Annotated in this window: 16 protein-coding genes and 1 tRNA gene; 8 read left to right on the top strand and 9 right to left on the bottom strand. The window is 45.4% G+C overall.

From position 1 onward, the window contains the following. Positions 1-150: 150 nt before the first annotated feature. Entirely contained in the window at positions 151-843 is a 693-nt protein-coding gene (locus PSE7367_RS08525) for a HupE/UreJ family protein (RefSeq protein ID WP_015164965.1), read from the top strand. Between the two features lie 146 nt (positions 844-989). Here PSE7367_RS08525 and PSE7367_RS20335 read toward each other — a convergent pair whose 3' ends face one another. The 4 genes from PSE7367_RS20335 to PSE7367_RS08505 all read right to left on the bottom strand — a co-directional run bounded on the left by PSE7367_RS20335 (position 990) and on the right by PSE7367_RS08505 (position 8,430). Further along, positions 990-6,218, bottom strand: a complete 5,229-nt coding sequence (locus tag PSE7367_RS20335) for a PAS domain S-box protein (RefSeq protein ID WP_015164964.1) — start codon at positions 6,216-6,218, stop codon at positions 990-992. A gap of 262 nt (positions 6,219-6,480) precedes the next feature. Further along, positions 6,481-6,630: a hypothetical protein gene (locus PSE7367_RS22410; protein WP_015164963.1), complete on the bottom strand. Its 150-nt coding sequence runs from the start codon at positions 6,628-6,630 to the stop codon at positions 6,481-6,483. A gap of 103 nt (positions 6,631-6,733) precedes the next feature. Continuing rightward, entirely contained in the window at positions 6,734-7,579 is an 846-nt protein-coding gene (locus tag PSE7367_RS08515; protein ID WP_015164962.1) for a response regulator, read from the bottom strand. Between the two features lie 779 nt (positions 7,580-8,358). Then, positions 8,359-8,430 (bottom strand) — tRNA-Lys (locus PSE7367_RS08505). Between the two features lie 709 nt (positions 8,431-9,139). On the opposite strand from PSE7367_RS08505, the gene PSE7367_RS08500 reads away from it, so the two are divergent. From PSE7367_RS08500 to PSE7367_RS08490, 3 genes are all read left to right on the top strand, one after another. Continuing rightward, a complete protein-coding gene (locus tag PSE7367_RS08500; RefSeq protein WP_015164960.1) occupies positions 9,140-10,246 on the top strand; it encodes a tetratricopeptide repeat protein in 1,107 nt (368 codons plus the stop codon). 21 nt (positions 10,247-10,267) lie between these two features. After that, entirely contained in the window at positions 10,268-11,482 is a 1,215-nt protein-coding gene (locus PSE7367_RS08495; RefSeq protein ID WP_015164959.1) for an NAD(P)/FAD-dependent oxidoreductase, read from the top strand. 75 nt (positions 11,483-11,557) lie between these two features. Continuing rightward, positions 11,558-12,697: a type I restriction endonuclease gene (locus PSE7367_RS08490; protein WP_015164958.1), complete on the top strand. Its 1,140-nt coding sequence runs from the start codon at positions 11,558-11,560 to the stop codon at positions 12,695-12,697. Between the two features lie 6 nt (positions 12,698-12,703). Here the strand turns inward: PSE7367_RS08490 and PSE7367_RS08485 are convergent, their stop codons facing one another. Further along, positions 12,704-13,327 carry a vWA domain-containing protein gene (locus tag PSE7367_RS08485; RefSeq protein WP_015164957.1) on the bottom strand — a complete coding sequence of 208 codons (624 nt, stop codon included), beginning with the start codon at positions 13,325-13,327 and terminating at the stop codon, positions 12,704-12,706. Between the two features lie 293 nt (positions 13,328-13,620). On the opposite strand from PSE7367_RS08485, the gene PSE7367_RS08480 reads away from it, so the two are divergent. The 3 genes from PSE7367_RS08480 to rsmG all read left to right on the top strand — a co-directional run bounded on the left by PSE7367_RS08480 (position 13,621) and on the right by rsmG (position 17,879). Beyond that, positions 13,621-13,959 carry a 2Fe-2S iron-sulfur cluster-binding protein gene (locus PSE7367_RS08480; protein WP_015164956.1) on the top strand — a complete coding sequence of 113 codons (339 nt, stop codon included), beginning with the start codon at positions 13,621-13,623 and terminating at the stop codon, positions 13,957-13,959. Between the two features lie 288 nt (positions 13,960-14,247). Then, a complete protein-coding gene (locus tag PSE7367_RS20330) occupies positions 14,248-16,371 on the top strand; it encodes a CapA family protein (RefSeq protein ID WP_051037911.1) in 2,124 nt (707 codons plus the stop codon). 824 nt (positions 16,372-17,195) lie between these two features. Next, a complete protein-coding gene (rsmG, locus tag PSE7367_RS08470) occupies positions 17,196-17,879 on the top strand; it encodes a 16S rRNA (guanine(527)-N(7))-methyltransferase RsmG (RefSeq protein ID WP_015164954.1) in 684 nt (227 codons plus the stop codon). Between the two features lie 55 nt (positions 17,880-17,934). Here the strand turns inward: rsmG and PSE7367_RS08465 are convergent, their stop codons facing one another. From PSE7367_RS08465 to PSE7367_RS20325, 3 genes are all read right to left on the bottom strand, one after another. Beyond that, positions 17,935-18,750 carry a GDYXXLXY domain-containing protein gene (locus PSE7367_RS08465; protein ID WP_015164953.1) on the bottom strand — a complete coding sequence of 272 codons (816 nt, stop codon included), beginning with the start codon at positions 18,748-18,750 and terminating at the stop codon, positions 17,935-17,937. Between the two features lie 548 nt (positions 18,751-19,298). Continuing rightward, positions 19,299-19,433, bottom strand: coding sequence for a hypothetical protein (locus tag PSE7367_RS22930; protein ID WP_264314180.1), 135 nt, complete (start codon positions 19,431-19,433; stop codon positions 19,299-19,301). 55 nt (positions 19,434-19,488) lie between these two features. Next, a complete protein-coding gene (locus PSE7367_RS20325; RefSeq protein ID WP_015164952.1) occupies positions 19,489-21,177 on the bottom strand; it encodes a DUF2157 domain-containing protein in 1,689 nt (562 codons plus the stop codon). Between the two features lie 482 nt (positions 21,178-21,659). Here PSE7367_RS20325 and PSE7367_RS08455 point away from each other — a divergent pair, with 482 nt between their 5' ends. Then, entirely contained in the window at positions 21,660-23,153 is a 1,494-nt protein-coding gene (locus tag PSE7367_RS08455; RefSeq protein ID WP_015164951.1) for a carotenoid oxygenase family protein, read from the top strand. 90 nt (positions 23,154-23,243) lie between these two features. On the opposite strand, the gene PSE7367_RS08450 is transcribed toward PSE7367_RS08455, so the two are convergent. After that, positions 23,244-24,629, bottom strand: a complete 1,386-nt coding sequence (locus PSE7367_RS08450) for a lysophospholipid acyltransferase family protein (RefSeq protein ID WP_015164950.1) — start codon at positions 24,627-24,629, stop codon at positions 23,244-23,246. Positions 24,630-24,895: the final 266 nt, after the last annotated feature.

Here is a 24,895-nt window from a genome sequence, read left to right as displayed (position 1 = left end):
TTGGTTGGTGATTTGGGAAATTTATTTCTAGTAGTGACTCTCTTTTGATGAATACGTCTGATTAATATGCTTGTGTCCCCAACTACTATTCACCTATTCACCAGGATTTATATTCACTAGGGTTCAAAGATTGGTTAAGAGAAAGAAAATATGACAATTAATAAGCAATCCTCTAGAAAGAGTATTGTAGAGCTAGATTTGGGTCTATTAACGGTCGTAGCAGCAGTCTTACTGTTGACAATTCCGTCTGCGGCGATGGCTCACCATCCCTTTGGTGGCGAAACTCCTACCAACCTGTTTCAAGCAGTTCTATCTGGATTTGGCCACCCTGTAATTGGTTTTGACCACCTGGCGGCAGTGATTGGTACTGGGTTGATGGCATCCGAGTTTGGCCCGATGGGCATTCTTGTACCGATCGCCTTTGTAATGACTACGATCGCTGGGACTGGGGTACATTTAACTGGGATCGATCTACCGATCCCAGAGATAATCATCGCAGCTTCCGTGGTGAGCTTTGGCCTAATTGTTGCATTCAAGGGTAGCGAAACCAAAAATGCAGAAATGCCAGTGTTCGCATTAATTGCGGCAGCGATCGCTGGGGCGGCTGGAGTATTTCATGGGTATGCCTATGGTGAAGCGATTGTCGGGGCTGAAATGACCCCACTGCTTGGCTATCTGGCTGGATTTGCCAGCATTCAGTTGGTGATTGCAGGTGTTTGTTTTGTCGGGATGCGATTAATCAAAGCGCAGTTCCCGGCTAGACCAGCCCTGGTAAGACGATTTATGGGATTGGTTATTGGTGCAGTTGGACTAGTATTCCTTTCCTCGGCTTTGGCAGCATAGTCTATTTCATTGTCTTTAACTAGACTGAAGCTTAAAGCGATTGCACAATCATTAATAAGCAAGTAAAAAGAGCCTCAGAATTTCTATATTTCTGTAGGCTTTTTTATTGGTTTGGCATCATCAAGAATGCGATCGGGGTGGGTGATTTAATCCTCAAGTGCATATTCAAGCTGATACACCGGTAGTTCAACTACAAACGTTGTGCCTAAGCCAACCTTGCTATCAACAGAAATGTGGCCGCGATGCAGATTTACCGCACGTTTGACGATCGCAAGCCCCAAGCCAGTCCCTGGGATATTGCTCACATTTTGGCCGCGATGAAACTCCTTAAACAAATGCGCTTGATCTTCCGGTTCAATCCCAATTCCCGGATCTCGAACCGTGATTACGATCGTACCGATCGCATTTAAGGGTTGCTCTAGATCAAATTTGGTATGCCCAATCCAATCTGGCTTTGCCACTAGTTCAACTGTGTCATCGTGATTATGGCGATCGCTGCTGCCATTATGCGAAACGGCAAAGGAATTAAAATCAGTAAAATTACGATCGTCATTTTGGCTTTCCTGTGCTGGTTTAGTTGGAAGCGGCACAAAATCTGGCTGAAATACCATGCTCAACTCAATATCTCCGCCTTGGGGTGAATATTTGAGCGCATTTGACAATAGGTTACTGAGAATATGCTGGATTAGCCGATCGTCCATGTAGGTATGCTGTAGGCCAACGATTGAGGTGGGTTTGGTTGGTGCTAAAGGTGCTAAATCGGGGGCGATCGCTGCTATATTTTCATCATCACTGGCCATCTCATTACCATCAGGCTCCATTTCCTGGCAAACAACACCATCAATACTCAAAGAAATGAAGTGTTTATTGGTAATGATTCTAGCCTCCTCCACTAGCTCCAGGCATAAATCAAGGAAATCGATCGGAGTGGGCTGAAATCTCATCTGCCCCGCATTCAGCTTGCCCATAACTAAAACATCTTCAATCAGATTATCAATTCGCTTAATCCCCTGGCGGATTCTGGCAAATCGCTGATGTTTTTTTTCATTATCCCAATCGTCGCTGCGGTGCTCTAGCAGTTCGATCGACAAAAGCATACTACTCATTGGGGTGCGAAATTCGTGGGAAACCATCTCAATAAATTGAGAGCGTAAATCAGCTAACTCCTTTTGCTTTTCGTAGGCACGTCGCCATTCTGCTTCAATCTGCTTGTGTTCGGATACATCACGGGCAATTCCTACTACCATCAATTCATTGTCTAAATAAAATGCTCTGGCACTGACCTCCACTGGGAAGCGATGGCCATCGGCATGTACATGCTCGACCTTAAAAATAGCCTCACGATCGCGCAAGAAAGCCTCGATCGCTTCTGGATCATACCTAAAGCCTGGGGGCAAAATATCTCTTACGGTCATACGATAGAGTTCGTCCCGGCTATAGCCCAAACTATTACAAGCTAGATCATTAACCTCAATAAACTCCGTTGGCACTTGCTTATTATGTCCATGCACAAACACCGGATCACCAATACTATTAAACAAAACCCGATATTTCTCTTCACTATCTTTTAAGGAACGTTCAGCCCGCTTGCGATCGGTGATATCACGCACCATAACTAACACTTCATTTGTGCCACATGTGACAATCCGCGCCTCTTCATCTCGGCTCTCACCCTGTATCTCCACCTGATATTCATATATTTCGATCTCTTGAGAATCCAATGCCTTTTGCACCCGTCTGATTCGCTCTTCGGCGAAGTCAAGGGGTGTAATATCCCGCATATTCGAGCCAGGCTTTATCTGAGCTTCGTTGACTAGCTTAACTTTACCTCCGCTCATGATATTGAGATACTTGCCATCTCGATCCATTCTTACCAACAGATCGGGAATTGCTTCAATAATTGCCTGTTGGGTAGCTTTGCTCTGGCGTAGTTCGGCTTCAGTTAGTTTGCGATCGGTAATATCCCGCACCATGATTAGGGCTTCATCTTTGCCGCAAGGAACAATCCGCGCTTCTTCATAAAACTCCTGGCCATCCACTTCAATTTGATATTCATAGGCCTGCATGGTTTGATTGTCGATCGCTGCTTGGACATAGTTCAAACGCTGCTGGGCAATCTCAGGCGGATAAATATCGACAATGTTCATCCCAGATTTCATTTGGGCTGGGTTTAGTAGCGTTACTTCACCATTGGTAATGATGTTTAGGTAGGTGCCATCTCGACGGACTCTTGCCAACAGATCGGGGATTGCTTCAATGATTGCTTGCTGGGTTGCCTTGCTCCGGTGAAGTTCAGCTTCAGTGTTTTTGCGATTGGTAATATCAAAAATAACCCCATCTTCATAAACACAATCGCCATCTTCATAAACACCAATGCCACAATCTAAGACCCAACGTTCTTGGCCATTAACATCAATGATCCGATATTCCAATTCATAGGGCTGTTGATGATCGATTGCTTGGCGTATTGTTTGGCGGATCGATTTGCGATCGGCAGGGTGAATCAGACTCAGAAAACTTTTGCCGTTTGTGGGATCTGTAAAGTAGGTCGCAGGATAGCCGCAAATATCTTGAACTGCATCGCTAATAAATTCGGTCTGCCAATCATTGTGCATATTACAGCGATAGATTGCACCCCTGACATTTCCCACTAGGGAACGATATCTGTTTTCGCTGATCGCCAGTAACTGTTCCGATTGCTTACGGGTAATGGCAATGCCAATATAGGCAGCGAGGGTATCAACCAGTTGAATTTCCTGATCCGAAAAATCGTGTGATTGATTATAGTGAAAAGCAATTTGACCAATTAATTTATCTTTGTTCTTAATCCAGGCAATCCCAATCGACGCTACCCCTTCCACTAGCGACAATTCCAACAGTGGTTGAGGTAGAGGCGATCGCCTGATGTCGGCATATATATTCGCGCCTGATTCATGGTCATTGGCACAGACAATCGCAGCTTCAGAATTAAGGCAGGTTTCAATTAACTGGCCATGTGGGGGGCTAATTCCATCGGTGCGAACTACCTGCCACTGTTGGTGGGCATCAAAGAGTAAGATTGCCACCCGATCGCACTTGAGGGTTTGCTTAACCCCGCTCAGGGCAACATCATATAACTCTTCTAGCCCAGGAGCCTGACCAAGATCAAATACACTCTGGTAGAGGTTATGCAATCGTTCGTTATATAACTGGTGCTTAGCTTCTAGCGCCTTGCGATCGCTAATGTCAAAAATTACCCCATCGAGATAAGCGATCTCACCATTTTTTGCGTCAGCGATCCCCTGGCCTTTTTCATTGACCCACTTGACTTCTCCATTGGCAGCAATGATGCGATATTGCAGTTCAAAGGGCTGCTTGGCCGCGATTGCTCGGTTAACCTGTGCAATAACTGCTGGTAAATCCTCTGGATGGATCAGGTCAACAAAGCTCAAATTGGGGTTTTGGATCAACTCAGCACTGCTATATCCAATCAGAGCCTCAACTTGTTGACTAACAAATTGAACCGAGGATTGACGATCGGGAAGCACCCGGTAAATGAGGCCAGGAATATTATCAACCAGGCTGCGATATTGGCGTTCTCGATCGCGCAGGGCAATCTCGGTGCGTTTACGTGAAATGGCAACTGCCACTGAGGTAGAAAGGGCATTGGCAAGATTTAGATCCTGATTGGCAAACCCATTGGGCTGATCATAATAGAGCACCAATCGACCCATGAGTTGGCCTTGATACTTCAGCGGGAAAGAGGTAATTGCGCCGATCTGCTCTTGTTCTAATAGAGGCAAAATTGGTTGCAGGGCGATCGCTTGTTTTACATCCGCATAGATTGCCTCCTTGTCGCTGGAAATATATCCCGACTCACTCAGCGTTTGGGCAATATTTTTGCAGAAATGCTCACTGATGCCGCAGGCTGCCGCAAAATAAACCTGGGAGAGATCCTCATCATTAGTAAGCAAAAGCCCAGCCCTGGCAGTGCCAATAAAGGAGCTAATCTGAGCGATCGCCACATCGTAGATTTGCTCAAGGGTCTCTGCGCAACTAAGCTCAAAAGTCGTTTCTTGGAATCGTTGCAGCTTGTGTAAATATTCCGTTAATAACTGCTCTGCTTTGGCACGTTCGGCGATCTCTACTAATAACTTATTGTTGACTTCAGCTAAATTTGCCGTGCGAGCTGCCACCTTTTGTTCTAGTTTTTGATTGAGATCGTGAAGTTCCTGCTCAATCTGCTTACGTTCCCTAAGATCTAGCACAAAGCCGATCGCCGTATCGATCTCATAGCCCTCTAGCTTGGTTGTCCCAATCAAAACCGGCACATGCTGGCCATTTTTGTGAATATAGGCTTTCTCATAGCTGCGGGGCTTACCCTGGTTTAAATCGTTGATTACTTCTTCATCAATCTTTAAATCCTCGGGTGGGGTGATTTTACGCCAGTTAATTGCTTCCGCTTCAAAATCAGTGCGGCTATAGCCCAACATATTCAAAAAGTAATCATTAACATAGGGAACTTCCCCTTTTATATTGCCAATAATCATGCCAATCACATCGGCTTCCACTAGGCGGCTAAAATTAGCTTCACTACGCTGTAATGCTTGTTCAGTCTCTAGCCGATCGCTGACATCCCGAAATACCAGCACTGCGCCTGTAATTACCTGGCGATCGCTGCGGATTGGTGAAATTTGATATTCAATCGGAATCTGCTGATCTGCTTGATTATGCAGCCAGACATGGTGTTTAGAAGTGAAACTACTGCCTTGGTTTAAGGTCTTCGTAGTAATATCTTCGCAGGGAAGACTAGTTTGCGAATCAGTTAAGTTGAGAATATGGGAAAGATTGCAGCCATTGCAGTTCGCTCGCAAACAGGCGGTTAATTCTTCTGCCAATGGGTTCATAAAGGTAATTTGCCCAGCCGCGTCCGTAGTAATCACCGCATCACCGATACTCTTGAGGGTGGCCGATAGCCATTGTTCGCGTTCTTTTAGCTGCTGATCGACCTCATATTTATGTAGGGCGATCTCTATGACTGAGAGTAGGTCTGCCGTTTGAAATGGTTTGATTACATATCCATAGGGGCTGGTGAGTTTAGCGCGATCGATCGTGGTTTGATCAGTATTTGCGGTCAAATATACAACTGGAATATTAAATCGGCCTTGAATTTGATCAGCAGCAGCAATTCCATCTTGCTCACCCTTAAGATGGATATCCATTAATACCAGGTCAATGCGCTCATTGGCATAGGTCAGATCTACATAGGTGATCGCCTGTTCGGCTGACTCCACGATCGCCAAAACCGCATACCCCGATTGGCATAGTCTGGTGTGGATATTTAAAGCAGTGACACCATCGTCCTCGACGATCAGGATTCTAGCTTTTGGCTCCATTGCTCATTCCCTCAATCATTCTCGATGCCTATTACTTGCCGATCACTTAGCCGCGTCTAAATTCTAACTAAAATATAAAAAGGTTGATCCCAAACAATTAAATCTATTATTAAATTAATCTGTTACTAATTGTTGGCTTGATTTAATTATGAGCATTCTGAGCCCAACCAAGACGTAAAAGACGTAAAGGCTTGGATCTAATTCTCAGCAATTGTTAGTAATTCTCAAGTGAATTTGGTTAATGATGCTGAGTCAATCAACTTCAGGCATTGGCCAAATATGCACTACCTGGTAATCTCAAGCCCAATTCAATACCCAATTCAATACCCAATTCAATACCCAATTCAATACCCAATTCAATACCCAATTCAATACCCAATTCAATACATAGCATCAAACTCGCTCCAGCCATCACTATTGCAGTGTTGCGATCGCAGCATGATTTGATTCCAGTTACCTAAGAACCTACAGCCTGGCTTATGCCGGCTAACTCATTACCCGATTAGCATTTACGGCTAACTCAATAAATTCAGCAACAGATAGAACAGTAGACGGTGAAATTTTTTAGACTCCTGATTCTGGCCGTCGCTGACATTAGTTTGGAACACCATCACCGCCCCCACAACTTCGCCCAGATCATCTCTAATTGGGGCAACGCTATCCACGATCGGAATGACATTTAAATCGCGGTCTACCAAAAGCGTGCCTGGTGGCAAGTTAATGATCCTATTTTCAGTCATAGCACGGCCTACCAGAGTTTCTGGAGCATCAATGCTATTGTTTTCTTCCTCTAATACTTGAACTACCTGATTAAAACTACTGCCAACTCCCTCTCGCTCTGTATAACCAGTCAATCGCTGAGCAATGGGATTTAGGAAGGTGATTTTTTCGTCTAGATCAGTTGTCACCAGCGCATCGCCAATACTTGCCAGAGTTGAATTTAATAGCTTCTCTCGCTTCCGATTGGAGCGATCGACCTGATGACGATAGAGGGCAATTTCGATCGCAGTGCGTAAATCAGTGGCTGCGAATGGCTTGATTACATAGCCATAGGGTTCAGTAATCTTAGCCCGTTCCACCACATTCACATCCGTATAGGCGGTTAAATAGACCACCGGAATATCAAAGCGATCGCGGATTGTCCTGGCGGTTTCAATCCCATCAATTCTGCCTTTTAACTTGACATCCATCAACACCAGATCAGGGCGATCGCTATTAGCCATGGCTTCAATTGTTCCTATGGCTGATTCTCCAGTAGTCACCATGCCAACTACCGCATAGCCAAGTTCAAGTAGTCTAGTGCGAATATTCAGTGCTACAACACTTTCATCTTCCACCACAAAAATTCCGTGAGTGGACATATTAGCTCCCCATAAAATAGCAACTGATTCTTTTCATTAGTTTGGGAATGAAGCCAGTAATTAAGTAGCGCTGCACAACACATGATTCACATACCAGATTATAGATCTGATGTTTATGTATCTATGACGAGATGATCTAAACTTGCAAAAAAGTTAGAGAATTTCGATCTTACATTACAACTAATTATTAATTATTAGTTGGAACAGGATTGGATTCTATGACCCAAATCACATCCAGGCTAACTCAATGCTCCCCCCAAACACCTATCCATAAGCAATAGGCGGATTTTCATGCCTAGTTCCCAATGCAGTTCAAAGGAGATTAGGCGATCGCGATCGCAACCAAAATCAAAAATTACTACTGTATTCCAACTGTTCCTAGCTCTATTTTCATAGCTCGATCGCTCCCGTGCCAAAGCCAACCATAAAAGCATTGGCTCTTGATGATTAATTTGGCATTTAGGCGATCATTTTGATCATGATCTAGCAATTTGAATTCCAGAGTTTCCCCGTGTAATTGAAACTCGCTAAAGCTAACTATCCCCAATTAGAAACTATTGAAATGACTGTAATGACTCTATTCTAAAGCGATCGCCAGCTTCTTTTAAGCGGGGTTTGTGAGGTATTTAGTGAATATGATGGTGGGAATTGTGGGGAAGTTCCCATATTTTTGCCAATTGGCCAATTAACTAATGCATTAGGAAATTGCTGCTTGAGATATCTCAAGTTGCCATTCGTTATTTATTATTTATGGATTTTATTTATGGATTTTAAGTTTATGGGTGACCTGGGATTCGAACCCAGAACCAGCGGATTAAGAGTCCGATGCGCTGCCGTTGCGCCAGTCACCCCTACCTAACTTTTATGATTCTATTTTATGAAGATTGCACTTGTACCGTGCTAACAGAGATCTAGCTGCACACAGGGAAGCATAGAAACATATTAGCCGATCGAGAGAACTACCAAATCACTTTTAACTACTGCTCAACAGATTTTGCTAACTTTCCGGCTATCTAGGCCAGATGAGCTAAATCCATCCTGCCTATACACATGCCTATAAATTAAGTGAGCTAAGTAGTTGCTGCGAAAAAGTAGCCTAGCAATAGTCCGGATTAAAAGTATACCAGAGCGATCGCAATTTGCGCATGGTCATGTCAATTTCTGAATCCAACTGATGCATCATGCCACTTGCGCCAAGCCAAGTATTTACAAGCCCAGTATTCACAAGCCAAATATTCAATGTGTAGTTGCTACCCAATTTTCACTATCCCATCACCTAAGTTGGTATTGGCTCCTGCTGATTCGGGCAGATTTGATCGCAGAGATCAGAAAATGTCAGAAAATGTCTTAAAAAACTGCTCCAAAACACTTAAAAAACAAGCTTAAACCGCTAAAATGTAGCCGCATATGCGATCGAGATCGCCAACTAAAAGCTGAATCAATTTTCTGAAGTGGTTTAGAAAAGTAGCAATTAAGCAATTAGCTGGCAACCTGTGGTGATTGTGCCGATTAAGGTGCAGAGTTTAGGTACAGAGTTTAGGTACAGAGGAGTTCATAATCATGATGCAAGCGACTAAGCTAAGTCTAGAGCGCTTAAGGGAAAAATTTGGGTTGGGTTTGCCGCAAGTTCCCAAGGCTAGGCAGATTTCAGGGTATGCCCTATTGCTGCTATCGATCGGTGGGTTAGCGCCAATTACCGCGATCGGTTTGGTTCAGCCAGCTTCTGCCCAGAGAATTATTGAATGGGATAATCAAACCATTGCCGACGAAGGCGATCGACTCCTGGAATTAGGCAAATTGCAACGGCAACAGGGAGAACCCAAAAAGGCACTCACTTCCTGGTATGGGGCGATCGAACATTACAAACGGGTCAATGATGAAGCCGCGATCGGACATACCCTATCTTTGATTGGTGATATCTATGTGGCGATGAACCGAATGGAGTCGGCTCGTCTTGCTTATCACAAACGACTTCACTACGCCACCACCTTAGATGTGCCGATCGGTAAAATTGCTGCCAATAATAACCTCGGTACGATCGCCGCAGTGCCAGGGCATGGCGTAAGCCCAGCCAAAGAATATGCTAACGAGGCACTCTATCTGTCTCGTCCCTATGGCTACGACAATCATCAGGGACGTGCGATCGCCCTGAACACATTAGGACGACTAGAAGCACAACGCGGCCAGCATCTCAAAGCAATTAAGCTCTATTATCGCTCGATGCCCAATCGCTATGGTATCTGGGATCGCCAGGGTGAAGCCTATACCCTGATTTATAGTGGTGATAGCTATTTAGCGCTAGAAGAATATGACACGGCGATCAGTGAATATGGCCTGGCATTGGTTTTGGCTAAGCAAACCAGGGATGCCGACCTGCAAGCATTGATTCTCGATCGGATGGTCAGCCCCTATCTGGATAAGTTTGACCCCAACTATTATCGAGCTGAAGATATTTTATTAGAGCGCTTGGCGATCGCCAAAAAACAAAACGATCGCGCCAATGAAGCGATCCTTTATCGTCAACTGGGTGGCCTCTATTTCTTTCTCGATTTGCCGCACAAAGCCCGCCCCGCTTTTCAAAAAGCAATGGATCTAGGCCATGCCATTAATGACCAAACGACCGTAAGAGAGGCATATCTGGGGCTAGAAACCTTAAAAAGAAGCTAGCGGCGATCGCATTTTATATTCATGGCTCAGCAAAGGGTAGTTATTATTGGCGGCGGCATTGTAGGCACCACGATCGCCTATCTGCTGTCACAATCTACCAATTTGCACATAACTGTGCTGGAAGCCAATCATCAACCTGGCAAGGTTGCAACTGGTGCATCATTGGGGGTTTTGATGGCCGCTTGCAGTCAGCGTAAGTCAGGGGATTCAGTCCGATTGCGACTGGCTAGTCTGAGGTTATATGAGACCTTAATCCCTGAGCTGGTGGCAAAAACGGGGCTGCCAATTCGCTATAACCAGGCTGGCATTGTGAACCTATTCAATCCTGCTGCCGATCGGGTTGAGAAATTTACTGCCAAGTGGCAAAAGGTGATCGAGCAGCGCCACCAACAGGGTTTTCGATTGCAATGGTTGGATGCTGAGACCTTAAGGCAAGATTATCCGCAATTTCAGGCTAGTTGTGGACTACTTAGTCCTAGCGATCGTGCTGTAGATCCCCATCAACTCATAACCGCTTTAGTGATGGCTGCCCAACAGCAGGATGTGGAGTTTCGGTGCAATTTCAACCTGGGCGATCGCGCTGATTTACCACCAGCAGATTGGTATGTGATCGCTGCTGGGGTGGGCTCCGATCGGATTATTAATCTATTTACCGCCTCACCGCAAACGACAATGCGACTGATGCCAGTGGCTGGGCAGGCGATCAAAGTGCGGCTTAACCAGTCCCATAATTTGGCTTTGCAGAATATCCAGAGTGTAGTTCATGGCGTGGCAAATGACGGCAGTGATATTAATATCGTGCCGCTGGGAAATCATGAATATTGGTTGGGGGCAACGGTCGAATTTGCGCCGGAACAACCCATGCCCCATCAGGCCAATGTGGATTTATTGCTCGATCGCACCGGTTATTTTTGCCCTGCTTTTAGCGTTGCGGAAGTGCTCGATACCTGGGCTGGCGATCGCCCTCGGCCAGTTAATCAGAGTGCGCCGATTCTGGGGTTTTGGCCGGATTCTATGCCGATCGTCGAGACTAAGGCAAAAGTAATCCTAGCAACTGGGCATTACCGCAATGGGGTTTTGATGGCTCCGGTTACGGCCAAGATTGTTGGCGATCTGATTACTAAGGGAAATAGCGATCTGCCCTGGCAGAGGTTTCAGCTTAAATCCGACATTCCACGGTTAGGTCAGCAAAGTAGTAGTCCGCCAACTTTATTTTGCAGGATAAAGAGAGAATGAGTTAATGTGGCAAAAAAGCTCTAGGAATACCTGTAAATATGATGTAGCCTTAAGTTAATGTGTTTCCCAAAGGCTATGGATTTTATAGACGAAATTCGCACACTAGCGCAAAGAATCGAAAAACAACAAGAGCATATTCAAACTGAAGAAGCAACTAAAAATGCTTTTATAATGCCTTTTATCCAGGCTTTGGGCTATAACGTCTTCAATATTATGGAGGTTTGCCCTGAGTACACTGCTGATTATCCTGGGCTCAAGGGCAAGAAAGTTGATTATGCAATTTTGATGGAGGGAAAACCTGTCATCCTCTTCGAGTGTAAGTGGTGCGGCGAAACATTAGAAAATCCTCGGCATTCTTCTCAGCTTCATGCTTACTTCCATGTGACGGAAGCCAAGTTTGGTGTATTAACCAATGGCATTATTTATCGGTTCTATACCGATATTGAAAAAGATAATGTGATGGATGAGAAGCCATTCTTTGAGTTTAATTTGCTGGAATTTACAGATGCATCAGTAAATGAATTAAAGCGGTTCTCAAAAACTGGATTCAATCCTGATGAATTGGGCGATGCGGCTAGGGATCTGCTCTATACCAAGGGAATTAAGCGGATTATGGCGGAGCAGTTCACTAATCCCGATAATGAGTTTGTTAAGTTCTTTGCTAAACAGGTTTATTCAGGTAGGCTTACGGAAAATGTTGTCGAGAAGTTTGCAGTATTAACCAAAAAATCACTTAAGGAGTTTATCAACGATCGGATTGCCGATCGACTGCAATCTGTAATTGATTTGCCTGATCCTGATGCCAACGAAAAAGATACGGAATCAGACGAAGAATCCGAGCTTGAATCTGAACCTAGTAATGGCATTGTTACTACTGAAGCGGAAATGCAGAGCTACTATATCGTCAAATCAATTCTAGGCGGTATGGTTGATACAGAAAGGATTCAGCATAAAGATACCAGAAGCTACTTTGGGATCAATCTAGATGGTAAAGCCACCAAGACTATCTGTAGAGTGCGAATTTACGAAGACAGCGCCAATCAAGAAAGCGTTGGCAGTATAGATATCTTGGATGAAGATAAGAAAGAGGGCTACTGCGCACTTAATGGTTTAGACGATCTCTACAGCTTAGCCCCCCAGCTTAAAGCGAGGTTAGCTAGCTTATTAGGGGGAAAAGCTAGTAAGACTAGTAGTGGGGAAGATGAGCAAGAGTAAGTTTTGCTAATCGTAGATCGCACCAAACAAAAACTGAGTAATTTCCTCCCCCTGAAGATCCGCCACCACCCGGCTATCGACCAGATCAAACTTAGCACCTGTCTTTTTCAAATCATCATCCAGCGCTTGCAGAAAGCCCCGCGCTACCATGTCATCTCCCACCTGGGCAAACACAATTCCTAGTTCTTCATTGCGATCCATCTGGCGCGAAGTTTTCACCAGCAATTGCACCAGATCGCCGCGATCGCAGGGTTCCCCATCCAGAAACACCGCAATAATTTCACCATTTGCCTTAGTCAATTCATCTTCCTTGCGCTCAAAATAATCCGCGATCGCCACCTTCAGAGTCGCAAACAAATCAGGCTGCTCAGCCAGATAACCCGCCGCCAAAATTTCCGCCACCATTGCACCAGTAGCATTGCTATACCTGATCAGTGGAGTCGTGGCGATGTAGAGCGTAATCCCATCGGGATCAAGTTCTTCGCATTTTTGCGCTAGCCGTGCGATCGCCGTTTCGGCAAGTTGCCAACGTTCTTCCAGGTCTGGCAATGGTGGTCGATCGGTAGTGATTGGTTGGGGGCGAGCAATAATCACGGTATAGTCACGATCGTGTAAAACTGCCTCGTCCATTTGCGTTCGTTCCCCCTGTTTGCAAAATACCAACTGCCTTAGCTGGATATTATCATGTGGTAGTTGTGACCTGAGCAGGAGCTAAAGATATTTAGAGATGCGATCAAGTTGAGGTGAATCGGCGATCGTTGAGATGCAAAACTGAAGAGATCACGATTTTGGTCAATAACTTAAACTTATAGGGTATAGCCTTGAGTAGGATTAATTAAAATAATCATAGATTTAGCTGCGATCTGAAATTTGCTAAGTTGGCAATATCAATATATTGATTGCAAGCTAGCGGAGCGTGAAAAATGCCTCAAGTAACTGCTCAAGGAAAAACGTTCGATTGTGAAATGGGAGCCAACCTGCGCCAGGTTTTGCTTGCCAATGGGGTTGATGTCTATAATGGCGCGGCCAAAACCGTGAATTGTCATGGTCTGGGCACCTGTGGCACCTGTGCGGTGCAGGTGGAAGGAGAAGCCTCGGAAGCAGGATGGCGCGAGAAAGCCAGACGATCGCTACCACCCCACAAAATCGATCGAGATCGGCGACTTTCCTGCCAGACCAAGGTTTTGGGCGATCTGCGCATCACTAAATATGATGGCGTGTGGGGATCTGGCGATAATCAGGTTTGGACTCCTGAAGGTTAGCAGGTAGAGCTATAGAGATAAATAAGGTTATGGTGGCTACTGTCGATCGATCGTGATCTAGATTAGACTGATCGCATAATCGCTATTAGGCTATCCCTGAGAGGAAATATTGCCCCAGGGAAAAGAGCGGCGATTGATTAATAATTAGCGATCGACTTTGGTTTAGAGCACTTTTTAACAAGTAAAACTGGGATTAGTTGCAAATCCCTTACCATGTTTTTGCTTGTGAATTTTCTCTTTGTTGCATATGATGGGCACGTCTTTTTTGAGCTAACTAGTTGATTCTGGTTGGTTAACGCGATCGCAATTCCTGGTGGCGTGAGGTGTGCTGGTGTGATTTGGGAAGAAGTTGAAACAATAGCCAGACATGGCGATCCCTACTCGATTGGCCTTCTGTGCAATCGGCTGCTGCGCAAGCAGGGAATTACGGTTCAGGTTAGCCGCGAAGATCATAACCTGACGGTGGTTTTGACTGCTAAAAAATTGCCGCATCAGCGCAAGTATGTAAGGCTCCTGCGGCAAGAATTAAAACGTTTCCAGATCGAGGCGATCGCCACCGCCAACATCAGTGGTCGCAAAACTGGAGCTAGTGGCCTGGCCTGGACTGAAACAATTAAATTAAAAAAAGTAGCTGGTAAGCCTGCTGCGCCTAAGTCAAGTAAATCAACTCAGCCCCAATTAACCAAACAAAAGCCAAGTGATTCTAAGCAATCAAAACTCGTTACTTCGCCGCCAGAGCCAGAGTTGGGCGATCGTAACCCTGCGCAAATCCCTGCCATCGAACTAATCGAGCTATCAACTAAGCCTAAAGCATCAGCTCAAGCAGAGCCGAAGCGATCGCGCTTACCGCAGATCCCCCTGGTCAAGGTTGGCACTGGTTCAATGGTTGGGTTTATTTCGCTGGCTAGTTTTGGAGTGGGGATGGCGACGGAACGCGCCTGGCAAGTTAGCGATCGCCTGTTGTCAATGCCGCAAATGGTGAGAACTTTGGCTAACGATCGATTTAATTCTAATCAAAGCGATCAAAGCTCAGAACCGATTGTTAGTAATCGCAAAATCAATCCTGGTAATACTAATAATCCTAATCACGAGGGGGTTGAAAATTCTGTCGCTACGACTGAAACTACAGAATCATTGCCTAATAATGCGATCGCCCCAACACCTGCTCAACTGAACCAGAATCAAGATCAATCTGCGCCAGCTTTAGCTTTAACCGCGCCGCAATCAGACCAGCCAGCGATCGCACCAATAACTAACTCAAATCTAGTCAACATTTCCGAGCCAGATCTAGCAGCCAACGAATTAGCGACTAATCAAGAGCTTAATTTTGCTAGCCCAGAAACAGCGATCGATCCTGCCACCCAATTTACCTGGGAATCGGCTCAACTCTTCATGCGTCAATCTGGTCTTTTGAACACACCAAAAGCGCCCAAAATTACGATCAAAGCGGTGGGCGATATGATCCCTGGTACCAACTATCCCAGCTTTAAACTGCCAGAGGATCGAGAAATTTTGTTTGCAGCGATCGCCGCTGCCCTCTCCGGTAGCGATCTTTTATTTGGCAACTTTGAAAGCACACTTACTAATCATCCCTATGCCGCCAAGGATACCAGTCGCCCCAATGTGTTTGCCTTTCGCACCCCGCCAGATTACGCTGAGCAGCTCAAGCAAATTGGCTTTGATGTGTTGAGTGTGGCCAATAATCATTCATTTGATTTTGGGGATGTTGGCTTTTTGGAGACGATCGCCAATATTGAAAATGCGGGCATGGCGGCGGTGGGACAGAAAGGCCAAATTCTTTACCTGGAAGTAAAGGGCAATCGAGTCGCATTCATTGGCTTTAGCTATTTTGAAGATCACAATTCGATCCATGATCTCGAAGCAGCCAAGGCATTGATTCAGACAGCTACAGCAAATTCAGAAATTGTGATTATTTCCGTCCATGCGGGGGCAGAGGGGACTGATGCAATGACAGTAAGCGATCGCAATGAATATTTCTTTGGTGAAAATCGTGGCAACATGTTGCTATTTTCCCGCACCATGATTGATGCTGGCGCTGATTTGATCCTGGGACACGGCCCCCATGTGCCGAGGGCAATGGAGTTATATGGCGATCGCCTGATTGCCTATTCGCTGGGTAATTTTATGGGTTATCAAACCCTTTCCAGTGTGGCGGAGCTGGGTTATTCATTAATCCTGGAACTAGAACTAGATCAAGAAGGCAGGTTCATCACCGGCAAAATTATTCCGGTGCATATTGATGCCAATGGTATTCCAAAACCAGATCCTCAGAATCGGAGTATTAAGCTAATCAAAGCCCTGACTGAACAAGATTTCCCCGATTCTCCTTTGCAAGTTACCGCAGCGGGAGAGTTGATCAATCAATCACCAGAGCCGATCGCTAATAACTAATTTAGTTTAGCTTTCACCTGATCAATAAGCCTAATTTGTTGCCATGATCTGACCGATTTAAAGATGAGGTATCGTCATCCAGGCGGGTTATCTAGTCGATCGCAATTGCACCGATCATAATTCTCTGGACAGACTACCAGCCTTGACGGAGAAAGACAAAACCCAGCGGTTTAAGGCTGGGCGTAATTAGGTGTGTTAGTTGTATGTTTCAGTTTACATATAGGTTTTCGTCTCTCTTTGCTGATTACGATGATGCCGCGAAACCAAAAAAGTTTCTGTGAAATGGGGCTAAGTTTGTGGTGATTTTGGGAAGAATGATTAGCGATCGACCTAACAGACTCCTTGTAATCCCGGTCACATGACTTTCACATTTAGGGGATTTAATTATGCTCTAGTCACAGGATGTAATAAACCCAATTCAAAGCCAGGATTCAGACTGCTGATTTAAATACTCTTCTAATAGTGGCTGAAATCATGATTCTCCGGTTACATGATTAAACTTTTACAAGAGGTCTATTGATAAATGTAGCGCGATCGTGATTTATTTTAGGATTAAACCTAATGTTAATAACTAACTATTAAATTAATAGTATTGAGTAACAATATATTTAGCTGTTGCTAGAATATAAATAAGTAGTTTTTTCAACCTGAATAAAGGTAGATAAAGACAGAGAAAATGAAAACTATTCTCTGATATTGGGGGCATTTAAAGCATATTTAATAGACATTGTTTACAAAGTATTGATACTTTAGGTTGCTAATAGTATTCTTATCTACTGTTTAAGCAATGCTCTAATTTGAGCAAATAGTGAGCATAGAATTAAGTGTTTGAACAATTTTTTCGTAAATACAAGGAAACCTTAAGCTGGCAGCCCAAAAGCCAAGAGATAAAGCTGCTAGATCATCTCTATCAATTGGTTCTAGAAGGTAATGAAAAGCAAAATCTAACTAGAATCACCGAAAAAGATGAATTCTGGGAGAAGCATATCTGGGACTCGCTCCGGGGGGTAACGCCAATTTGGGAAAAGCTGGAAAGAACCAGGGAAAACCCAGATCAGGCGCTTGAAGCGATCGATATTGGCTCTGGGGCTGGATTTCCTGGCCTACCAATTGCGATCGCCAAGCCCGATTGGCAAGTGCGGATGCTCGATAGCAAACTTAAAAAAGTCAATTTTATTAATACTGCGATCAAGGCATTGGGAATCGACAATGCCCATACCCTGTTGGGGCGGGCTGAAAGCATCAATCGAGATGCTCGCTATACCCGCAAATATGACCTCGTTCTGGTCAGGGCGGTGGGCAGTGTAATTTTGTGCGCCAAATATGCAATTCCGTTCCTGCGATCGGGAGGCATGGCGGTGCTATATCGCGGTCAATGGACTGATGCGGAGCAGGATCAACTGTTTGCGGTATGCCAAAAATCGGCGGCCAAAATCATGCAGATTGATAGTTATGCCACGCCAATTAGCAATAGTGTGCGCCATTGCATCTATCTCAAAAAGCGCTAAATAGCGAAGCTGTGGTATTGCGTAACTAACCCAATCGATGTAAACGGCCAAAGCATCAAAACTCAAAGTCCTCTTGGCCTACCCAAAGTTTAACCGGTACAGCATAGCCATCCTGGCGAACTTTGATTTCTACGGCTCCGGTTTGGTTGCGATTGGCCAGATTGACGGCATTGTTGATCTCATCGCGGCGTGATTCAGGCATATAGTAACGTTCGAGCCCATATCTGGCAGCCGACCATTCAATTTTGCCCTTCAGCATCACCTCATTACTAGCCAGGGTTTGGGGCTCTGTGCTGGCAATGCGTACTGGTGTCCAAGGATTTGGGGCTTGATTATCGCTGGAGCCACGATCGGGAGATTTTAGGACTAGATAGAAGCTAGTGCCCGATTCCGGCCTTTGGGGGCGATTCGGGGCGTTAAATTGAGTTTTGGGCAGGGTTTCCCAGCCTGGTAGCTCTTGTAAGTTATCCAAATTGGAAATGTCATAGCTGAGGGTTTGCGAATAACCGCGCAGTAGATCATAGGGGTCGATCGGTTGGGTGCGCAGTACCACTGTCTTGCCGTTAAGATGTGCTTGAAGCGGCGCGATCAATACCGATAGGATTAATAGCGATTGACAGCCGATCGGAGCCCACATTCGCCATGCGCCGATTTTACGACGTTCTGGTTGTTGGGTTTGTTTAAATGTGCTGGTTGACGAGGTGTTAGAGCCGATCGCAGCATTGCTAGGTTCTTCCGGCTGAGGATGCTCAGATATTTGCTCTGAATTTACCGGAGTTGAAGCTGCGGCGCGATCGGCATTTGCTGAATTTTGCTCGGCTTGACTAGCTGGATCTGGTTGATTTGGGTTTTCTGGCTGGTTGGGTTGCATGACTTTAAGGTTCCCTTACTAACAAGAATATAAATAGGGCGAAATTGCGATCGAAAAATATCTAAGTGTGATCCGCCTAGTTTTTAGTCTGGGGGCTGATCTCAATAATTTTATGTAAAATTTTATGTAATAGGTATGGCGCTAGTTTGATTGGGTTAGTCAGAGCCAATTATTAACTGAAATAACTATGGCCGTTAGTCTTAATTAGCCATTTCTTTCCTCCTGAGTGCTAATTTATTGACATTTCTAGGCGATCGCTGCGACATTTTGAGTCTGAATTTAAATAGAACTTTCTAATTAGCTGATTTGATGGTTTCAATTAATTTAATTACTTAGAATTAATTACTTAAAATTTAAAATTGCTAAATCCTATTTGAACTAATTGCTAAAAGTTAAATTGATTCAATTCTCAAGCTTTTCTAAGTTTATTTCCTAGTAATTCTGTTTAGGCTGATTTAGATCTAAGTAAGCCTTAATTAGTCCGACTTTGTTCAATAGGGTTTTGCAAAAATTCAATATAGTGATTAAGAGGACTATGATTTCAGATGCTATTTGAGCAGGTAGGTAAGCGATCTAATATTTGAAATCTGGGTGTAGTTGCGATCGATCGCCTTGCCATCTTCCTTGTACTGTTTCAAGTGAGAGCCAGTCCAGCTCAATACGCTGAAGAAAAATCGCTGCAACCGTTGCGATGGGGATAACGTGTCCTGGTCGATCGACAGAATTTAAGCTGGCAAGCTAATTAGTATTACCCGATGTTTCCAAAGCTGAGGCAGGGCTGGAGCTGGTTAAATAGCGCTCGAACCAGATCCCTGCTGAGATTACTGCTACACCACACAACATGAAGATCGCCGCTTTGAAGGCTAGGCCAGTGTTGTATTCAAACATGCGGCTGGTGATTTGTAAGATCAATAGAATCGTGCCAGTCCAGAACGGGAGACGGCGGGATTTTTCCAGGGAGATCCGAATCATGCCAGCGGCCAGCAAAAACAGCAGCACATTATAAATAAATGTCATTACTTCCGGCATCTCTGCCACTGCGCCATGCCAGAAAAAAGTTAATCCCATCGCAATGCTGATCCCAGCGATCACATTGGTGAGCAGGCGATCGCCCAATTCAAGCTCATTATTTGCAGTATTTGCCGGTGGCGATTGAGTTTGAGTAAAACGAGAGCCAAACCAGCCCCAAATTGCTAATCCAGCAAATAAACCTAGACTCAGCACACTTGCCCACTGACTAAAGCCCGCAAATGCAAATAACTCGGCGCGGATATTTTCCGGTTGCCAGTTCCAAAAGCGATAGAAAGAATATGCATAAGTGGTCACACTCAAGCAGGCGATCGCAACTCCCCTCGCCAGAGGCGCAAACCGTTTGGGGGCAATTCCGACCTCGCCGTTATAGGTTCTTGCCAAAATGGAATGATCGAGCCAGCGATCGCGGTAGCCCCACAGCAACAATGGCGGGATTGAGGTGGTGATCGCCATTGCCAATGACGTGATCAGGTTGGAATTATCGAACTCCGCCACAATCACTCCCGCACTGCGGAACAGACCAGCAACCACCAATAACACCGCCACCACAAACACCAGGCGCGATCGACAGCGATAGGCCAATGGCACAAACACCAACACTGCCAGAATCGGCATATATTCAATCGTGAGCCAAAGGGGGAGATTCAGCCAGGACAAACCCAGATCCGCCGCCCTAGAACTATAACTATCCAGGTAATGCAAATAAATCTGTCCGGTGAGCAGCATGGTAATGATGGCGATCGCCCGTGATCGACACCAGTAAGCCAAAGGCACAAATACGATCGATACCACCAAGAGCATCTGTGAGGCAATCAGGTTTCCAAACTCGAATCCTGTGGCCGAGACGGCAAAACGATATTGTCCCAGATGTTCGTAATAACCCAGCGCAAATAAAATCAGCGCCAGCACACCTAATGGCATAAACCGGAGCCCATAGGCCATCGTGGTCACGCCGATCGCCCACATGAAATAGAGATTGTATAACTCCCCATCAACATGAAACATTTGGCCAACCAGGGCAATATTCGCGCCAAGTAAAAGAGCCGCAAAGATTAATAAGCCCTGCCCCAGCCGCCGCCAACGATCGCTGCCCCGCCACATATAAAACCCAGTGACGTTTGCACTAATCAGGGCAATCAGCAACAGCACCAATCGCCACACCTTGGGGATGACTTGCCAATTGGCGGCCACCAGGGTAATTAGCCCCAGCGCCATCAAAATACAGCCCAGGCCGATCAAAATGGTGGCAAATTTGCCTTCGGTATTAGCTTCAATGCTTTCAAAGCTATACATATCAGCCAGTTGCTGATACTGATCGGTATTGATCAATTCTTGCGATCGCCATTTTTCGGCTTCCTGGCGTAATTTTTTGCGAAATTCGATCGAGTTCATCATCAAAATTCCCGCGTTACTAAACTCTGCTTTGCTATTCAGCTCCAATCAGAATGCTACGCACATCAGATTTGCTGTAATAGCAATATGCCATCTCTCGATCGAGAAAAGGTGCTTTCCTGTGCCACAAACCCGATCGTCACATGAATAATCACCTGAATAAAAAAGCTCTGGCAGTCATGCGGTAGTACGGGTAATTGCTATATGTGGCAAAGCTCTTAATTTCTAATCATGCATTGCCTTTCTGCCACTAATTGCATAGTTACTGGATCAGGCTTGATCTTGACTTGCTCTTGACTTGCTCCTAATTGGATATAACCAGTTTTCCTAACATTCGATAACATTCGATCGCGCTTTGGCCAATCCTAAGCCCTTGGTTCGATTCATGGCTTATAAACTTGCTGTTAGTATTAGTTTATATAAAGTAATAAGCATTCATATAAATTAATAAGCAATTTAGTAAAAGCCAGCATAAGGGGGAGATCGTGGTCAAAGCCGTAGATCCAGTCAATTCATCATCAGCCAATACCTTCAGTCGTGCCGATTGGCAGAAAGGCTATCGATCGCTACCACAGGAATATGCCTACTGGATTGACGAGATCGAAGGTGAAATCCCCGCTGACCTGGAAGGTACTTTGTTCCGCAACGGGCCAGGACTCCTCGATCGCAACGGACAGGAATATGGTCATCCCTTTGATGGCGATGGCATGGTTTGTGCCTTTAGTTTTAGCAACGGCAAAGCCCATTTCGCCAACAGTTATGTCAAAACACCGGAATTCTTAGCGGAGCAGAAAGCTGGCAAGATTCTCTATCGGGGCGTGTTTGGCACCCAGAAGCCCGGTGGTTGGTTGAATAATATTTTTGACCTGCGGCTGAAAAATATCGCCAACACCAATGTGATTTATCATGGTGAAAAGTTAATGGCATTGTGGGAAGCCGATCGCCCCTATCGACTCGATCCAACTAGCCTGGATACGATCGGCATGGAAAGCTTTGATGGCAAGTTATCGCCAGGACAAGCATTTACCGCCCATCCCAAGCTTGACCCCAAAAACGGCGATCTCTGGGCTTTTGGCGTAGAAGCAGGGCCCAAGTCAACGATTAATATTTACCGGGTCGATCGCGGTGGTAATTTACACCAGCCCATTTCCCATCGTATTCCTGGGTTTAGCTTTTTGCATGACTTTGCGATTACGCCTAACTATTGCATCTTTATGCAGAACCCGGTTAAGTTCGATCCGATCCCGATGGTGTTGGGGCTAAAAACTGCTGCTGCCTGCATTGATCTAAAGCCTAATACTCCTTCCCAGTTGTTGTTGTGCGATCGCCAAGACAATTTAATTACCCTGGAAACCGATCCCTGTTTTGTGTTTCACCATTGCAATGCGTTTGAGCAGGGTGACGAGATTATTTTGGATTCGGTTTGCTATGACGATTATCCTAAGCTAAAAGACGGTGCAGACTACAAGAACATTGAGTTTAACAAGGTGATCCCAGCGCAGCTTTGCCGGTTTACGATCAACCCTGCCACTGGCCAGGTGTGCCGCGAAGTATTAGTATCGCGCTCCTGTGAGTTTCCGGTTGTCCATCCCGATTATGTGGGGCAACCCTACCGCTATGTCTATATTGGTGCGATCGCCCAAGAGACTGGGAATGCACCGTTGCAAGCGATCCTGAAGTTCGATCACAAAACCGGTGAGCAACAAATCCATAGCTTTGCACCGCGCAAGTTCATTAGTGAGCCAATTTTTGTACCCCGCCCAGATCATCACCCAGATCGCCCAGATATTGATGCAGCCGATCGCCAAGAAGATCATGGCTGGCTATTGGTGCTGGTGTTTGATGGTGAGCATGAGCGCTCTGATTTAGTGATTCTCGATGCGGCAAACATTACCAACCCACCGATCGCCACGTTGCACCTCAAGCATCATATTCCCTATGGCTTGCATGGAAACTTTACGCCAGAGGTCTGGGTCTAAGCCTGGAAGCAACTTTTCTTTCTAGTGACTCGGTCTTAGTCTCAGTTTCAGCTTAGCCTAATCTTATTAATGCCATTTAATGCTATGAATTTACGCCAGGCAAGATGGAAAGATGAGATGCTCCATTGCCGTTTGTAAATTATTAGTCAGATCGGCAATTGCTGTTTTCGCTCCCGCTCGACTGGATGAGTATTCACGATAATAGTCATTGACCACTAAGGGTTCACCGATCGAAATGGTACATTTTCGCTTGCCAAGATAAGGCGCTCGGCCAAAGGATTTCCCCTTAGCGCTGCGAATACCACGCCAGATCAACTGCAAAATGTCTACAAATCTAGAGGCACTGAGATGATTGACCACATAGTCTCCTGTGATCGCGGCCAGACCTTCGGCGATCCGCATGTGGCTCAGACTGCTGTTCGCTTCTTTGGCAAGACGATCGGCTAAACCTTGTTCTAGCGGCGCTCTGGATTTGGGATCTGGGATATCGTTGCGAAAGATCTGCTCCCAGCCAGCGGCTTCCAAACGGCGACAGCGTTCGATAAATGAACCATTTGGTTTGATCTTGAAATGTGATTCGGCAATTCGCAAGATTGTATCTAAGAGCTGCTCAAGCCGATCGCCAATCGTTTCGCTATGCTCTGAATCTGGCTTTGGCTCTGGCATATGGTCACGATAAAAACGTTGATAAAAGTCACCGGTATAATCAATTAGGTAATTGCCAAAATCGCGTAAGCGTTGATAGCGTTCTGTCATGGTGGGCGATCGCAGGGGTGCTTTGTCCACACCACATTCGCACTCCAAATCCATCAAAAAGCGATCAATATTTGGCCAAGGGTTGCCTAAATATTCATATTGCAAACCCACCGGCAGAATCATTACTTGTTCCTGGCGATCGGCTTTGGCTAGTTCTTCCACCGTCCAGAAGCCAATTTGCGCTGCACCTGGCTCTAAGCGATTAACTCTCTCATTATGGTTATTGGCATCCCCTTCCGGCGAAATTGCCAGGGGGAAATCACCATCAACCATTGTTTGCCGTAAGGTTCTGAGAGCCTGGCGATCTAGCTTGCCGCGATTAATCGAAATCCCACCAGTACGCGGATAGAACCAGGTGGCTAGATTGCCTGCCCATAGAGGAATACCGCGATCGTAGACATAGTAGGAATGGATGGGTCGCTCTAACTTGATGCCCATCTGTTTGGTGGCATGGGATGTCGCCTTGGCAAACAAATGAAATAGGGCAAACTGATCATCAATGGTGGGATGACGGAAGGCAAGCAGGTAACGCACTTTCCCAGCCTGGAACTGCTGATTGATCTGAATAAACCGCTCGATATTACGTTCTTCAATTTCGGTAATGCCGCAACGCTGTCTCAGCCAAACAGGCAATATTAGCTTTGCGGTTGACACCACCCAAGGCTGGAGGTTGGGCGGTAAATGTTTCATGGCTGGTTGTACGCGATCGAGATTAACCATTTTCTGCTCCCAAGTTATTTAGTCTAAAACTGCTACGAAGTTGTTTTATTTAACTTGAGATCGAATATCGCAGTTTTCTGGTTGGCGATCGGCATGAGGTGTGCCAGTATCTACTTTGTCCTAAAGCTTTTAGCAATTGGTTCTAATTTGACAAATTACTAGCCCAGGATTTTGCTTGCCTAAGCAACCGGAATTCAGTGCAGTAATGCTATGATATCCGCGTTGTTGGCTTGAGATATTCGGCTAGCTAATTAAATCTGCTGATC

The organism is Pseudanabaena sp. PCC 7367 (assembly GCF_000317065.1).
GTDB classification, from domain to species: domain Bacteria; phylum Cyanobacteriota; class Cyanobacteriia; order Pseudanabaenales; family Pseudanabaenaceae; genus Thalassoporum; species Thalassoporum mexicanum.
This window is presented reverse-complemented; position numbering and strand designations above follow the sequence as displayed.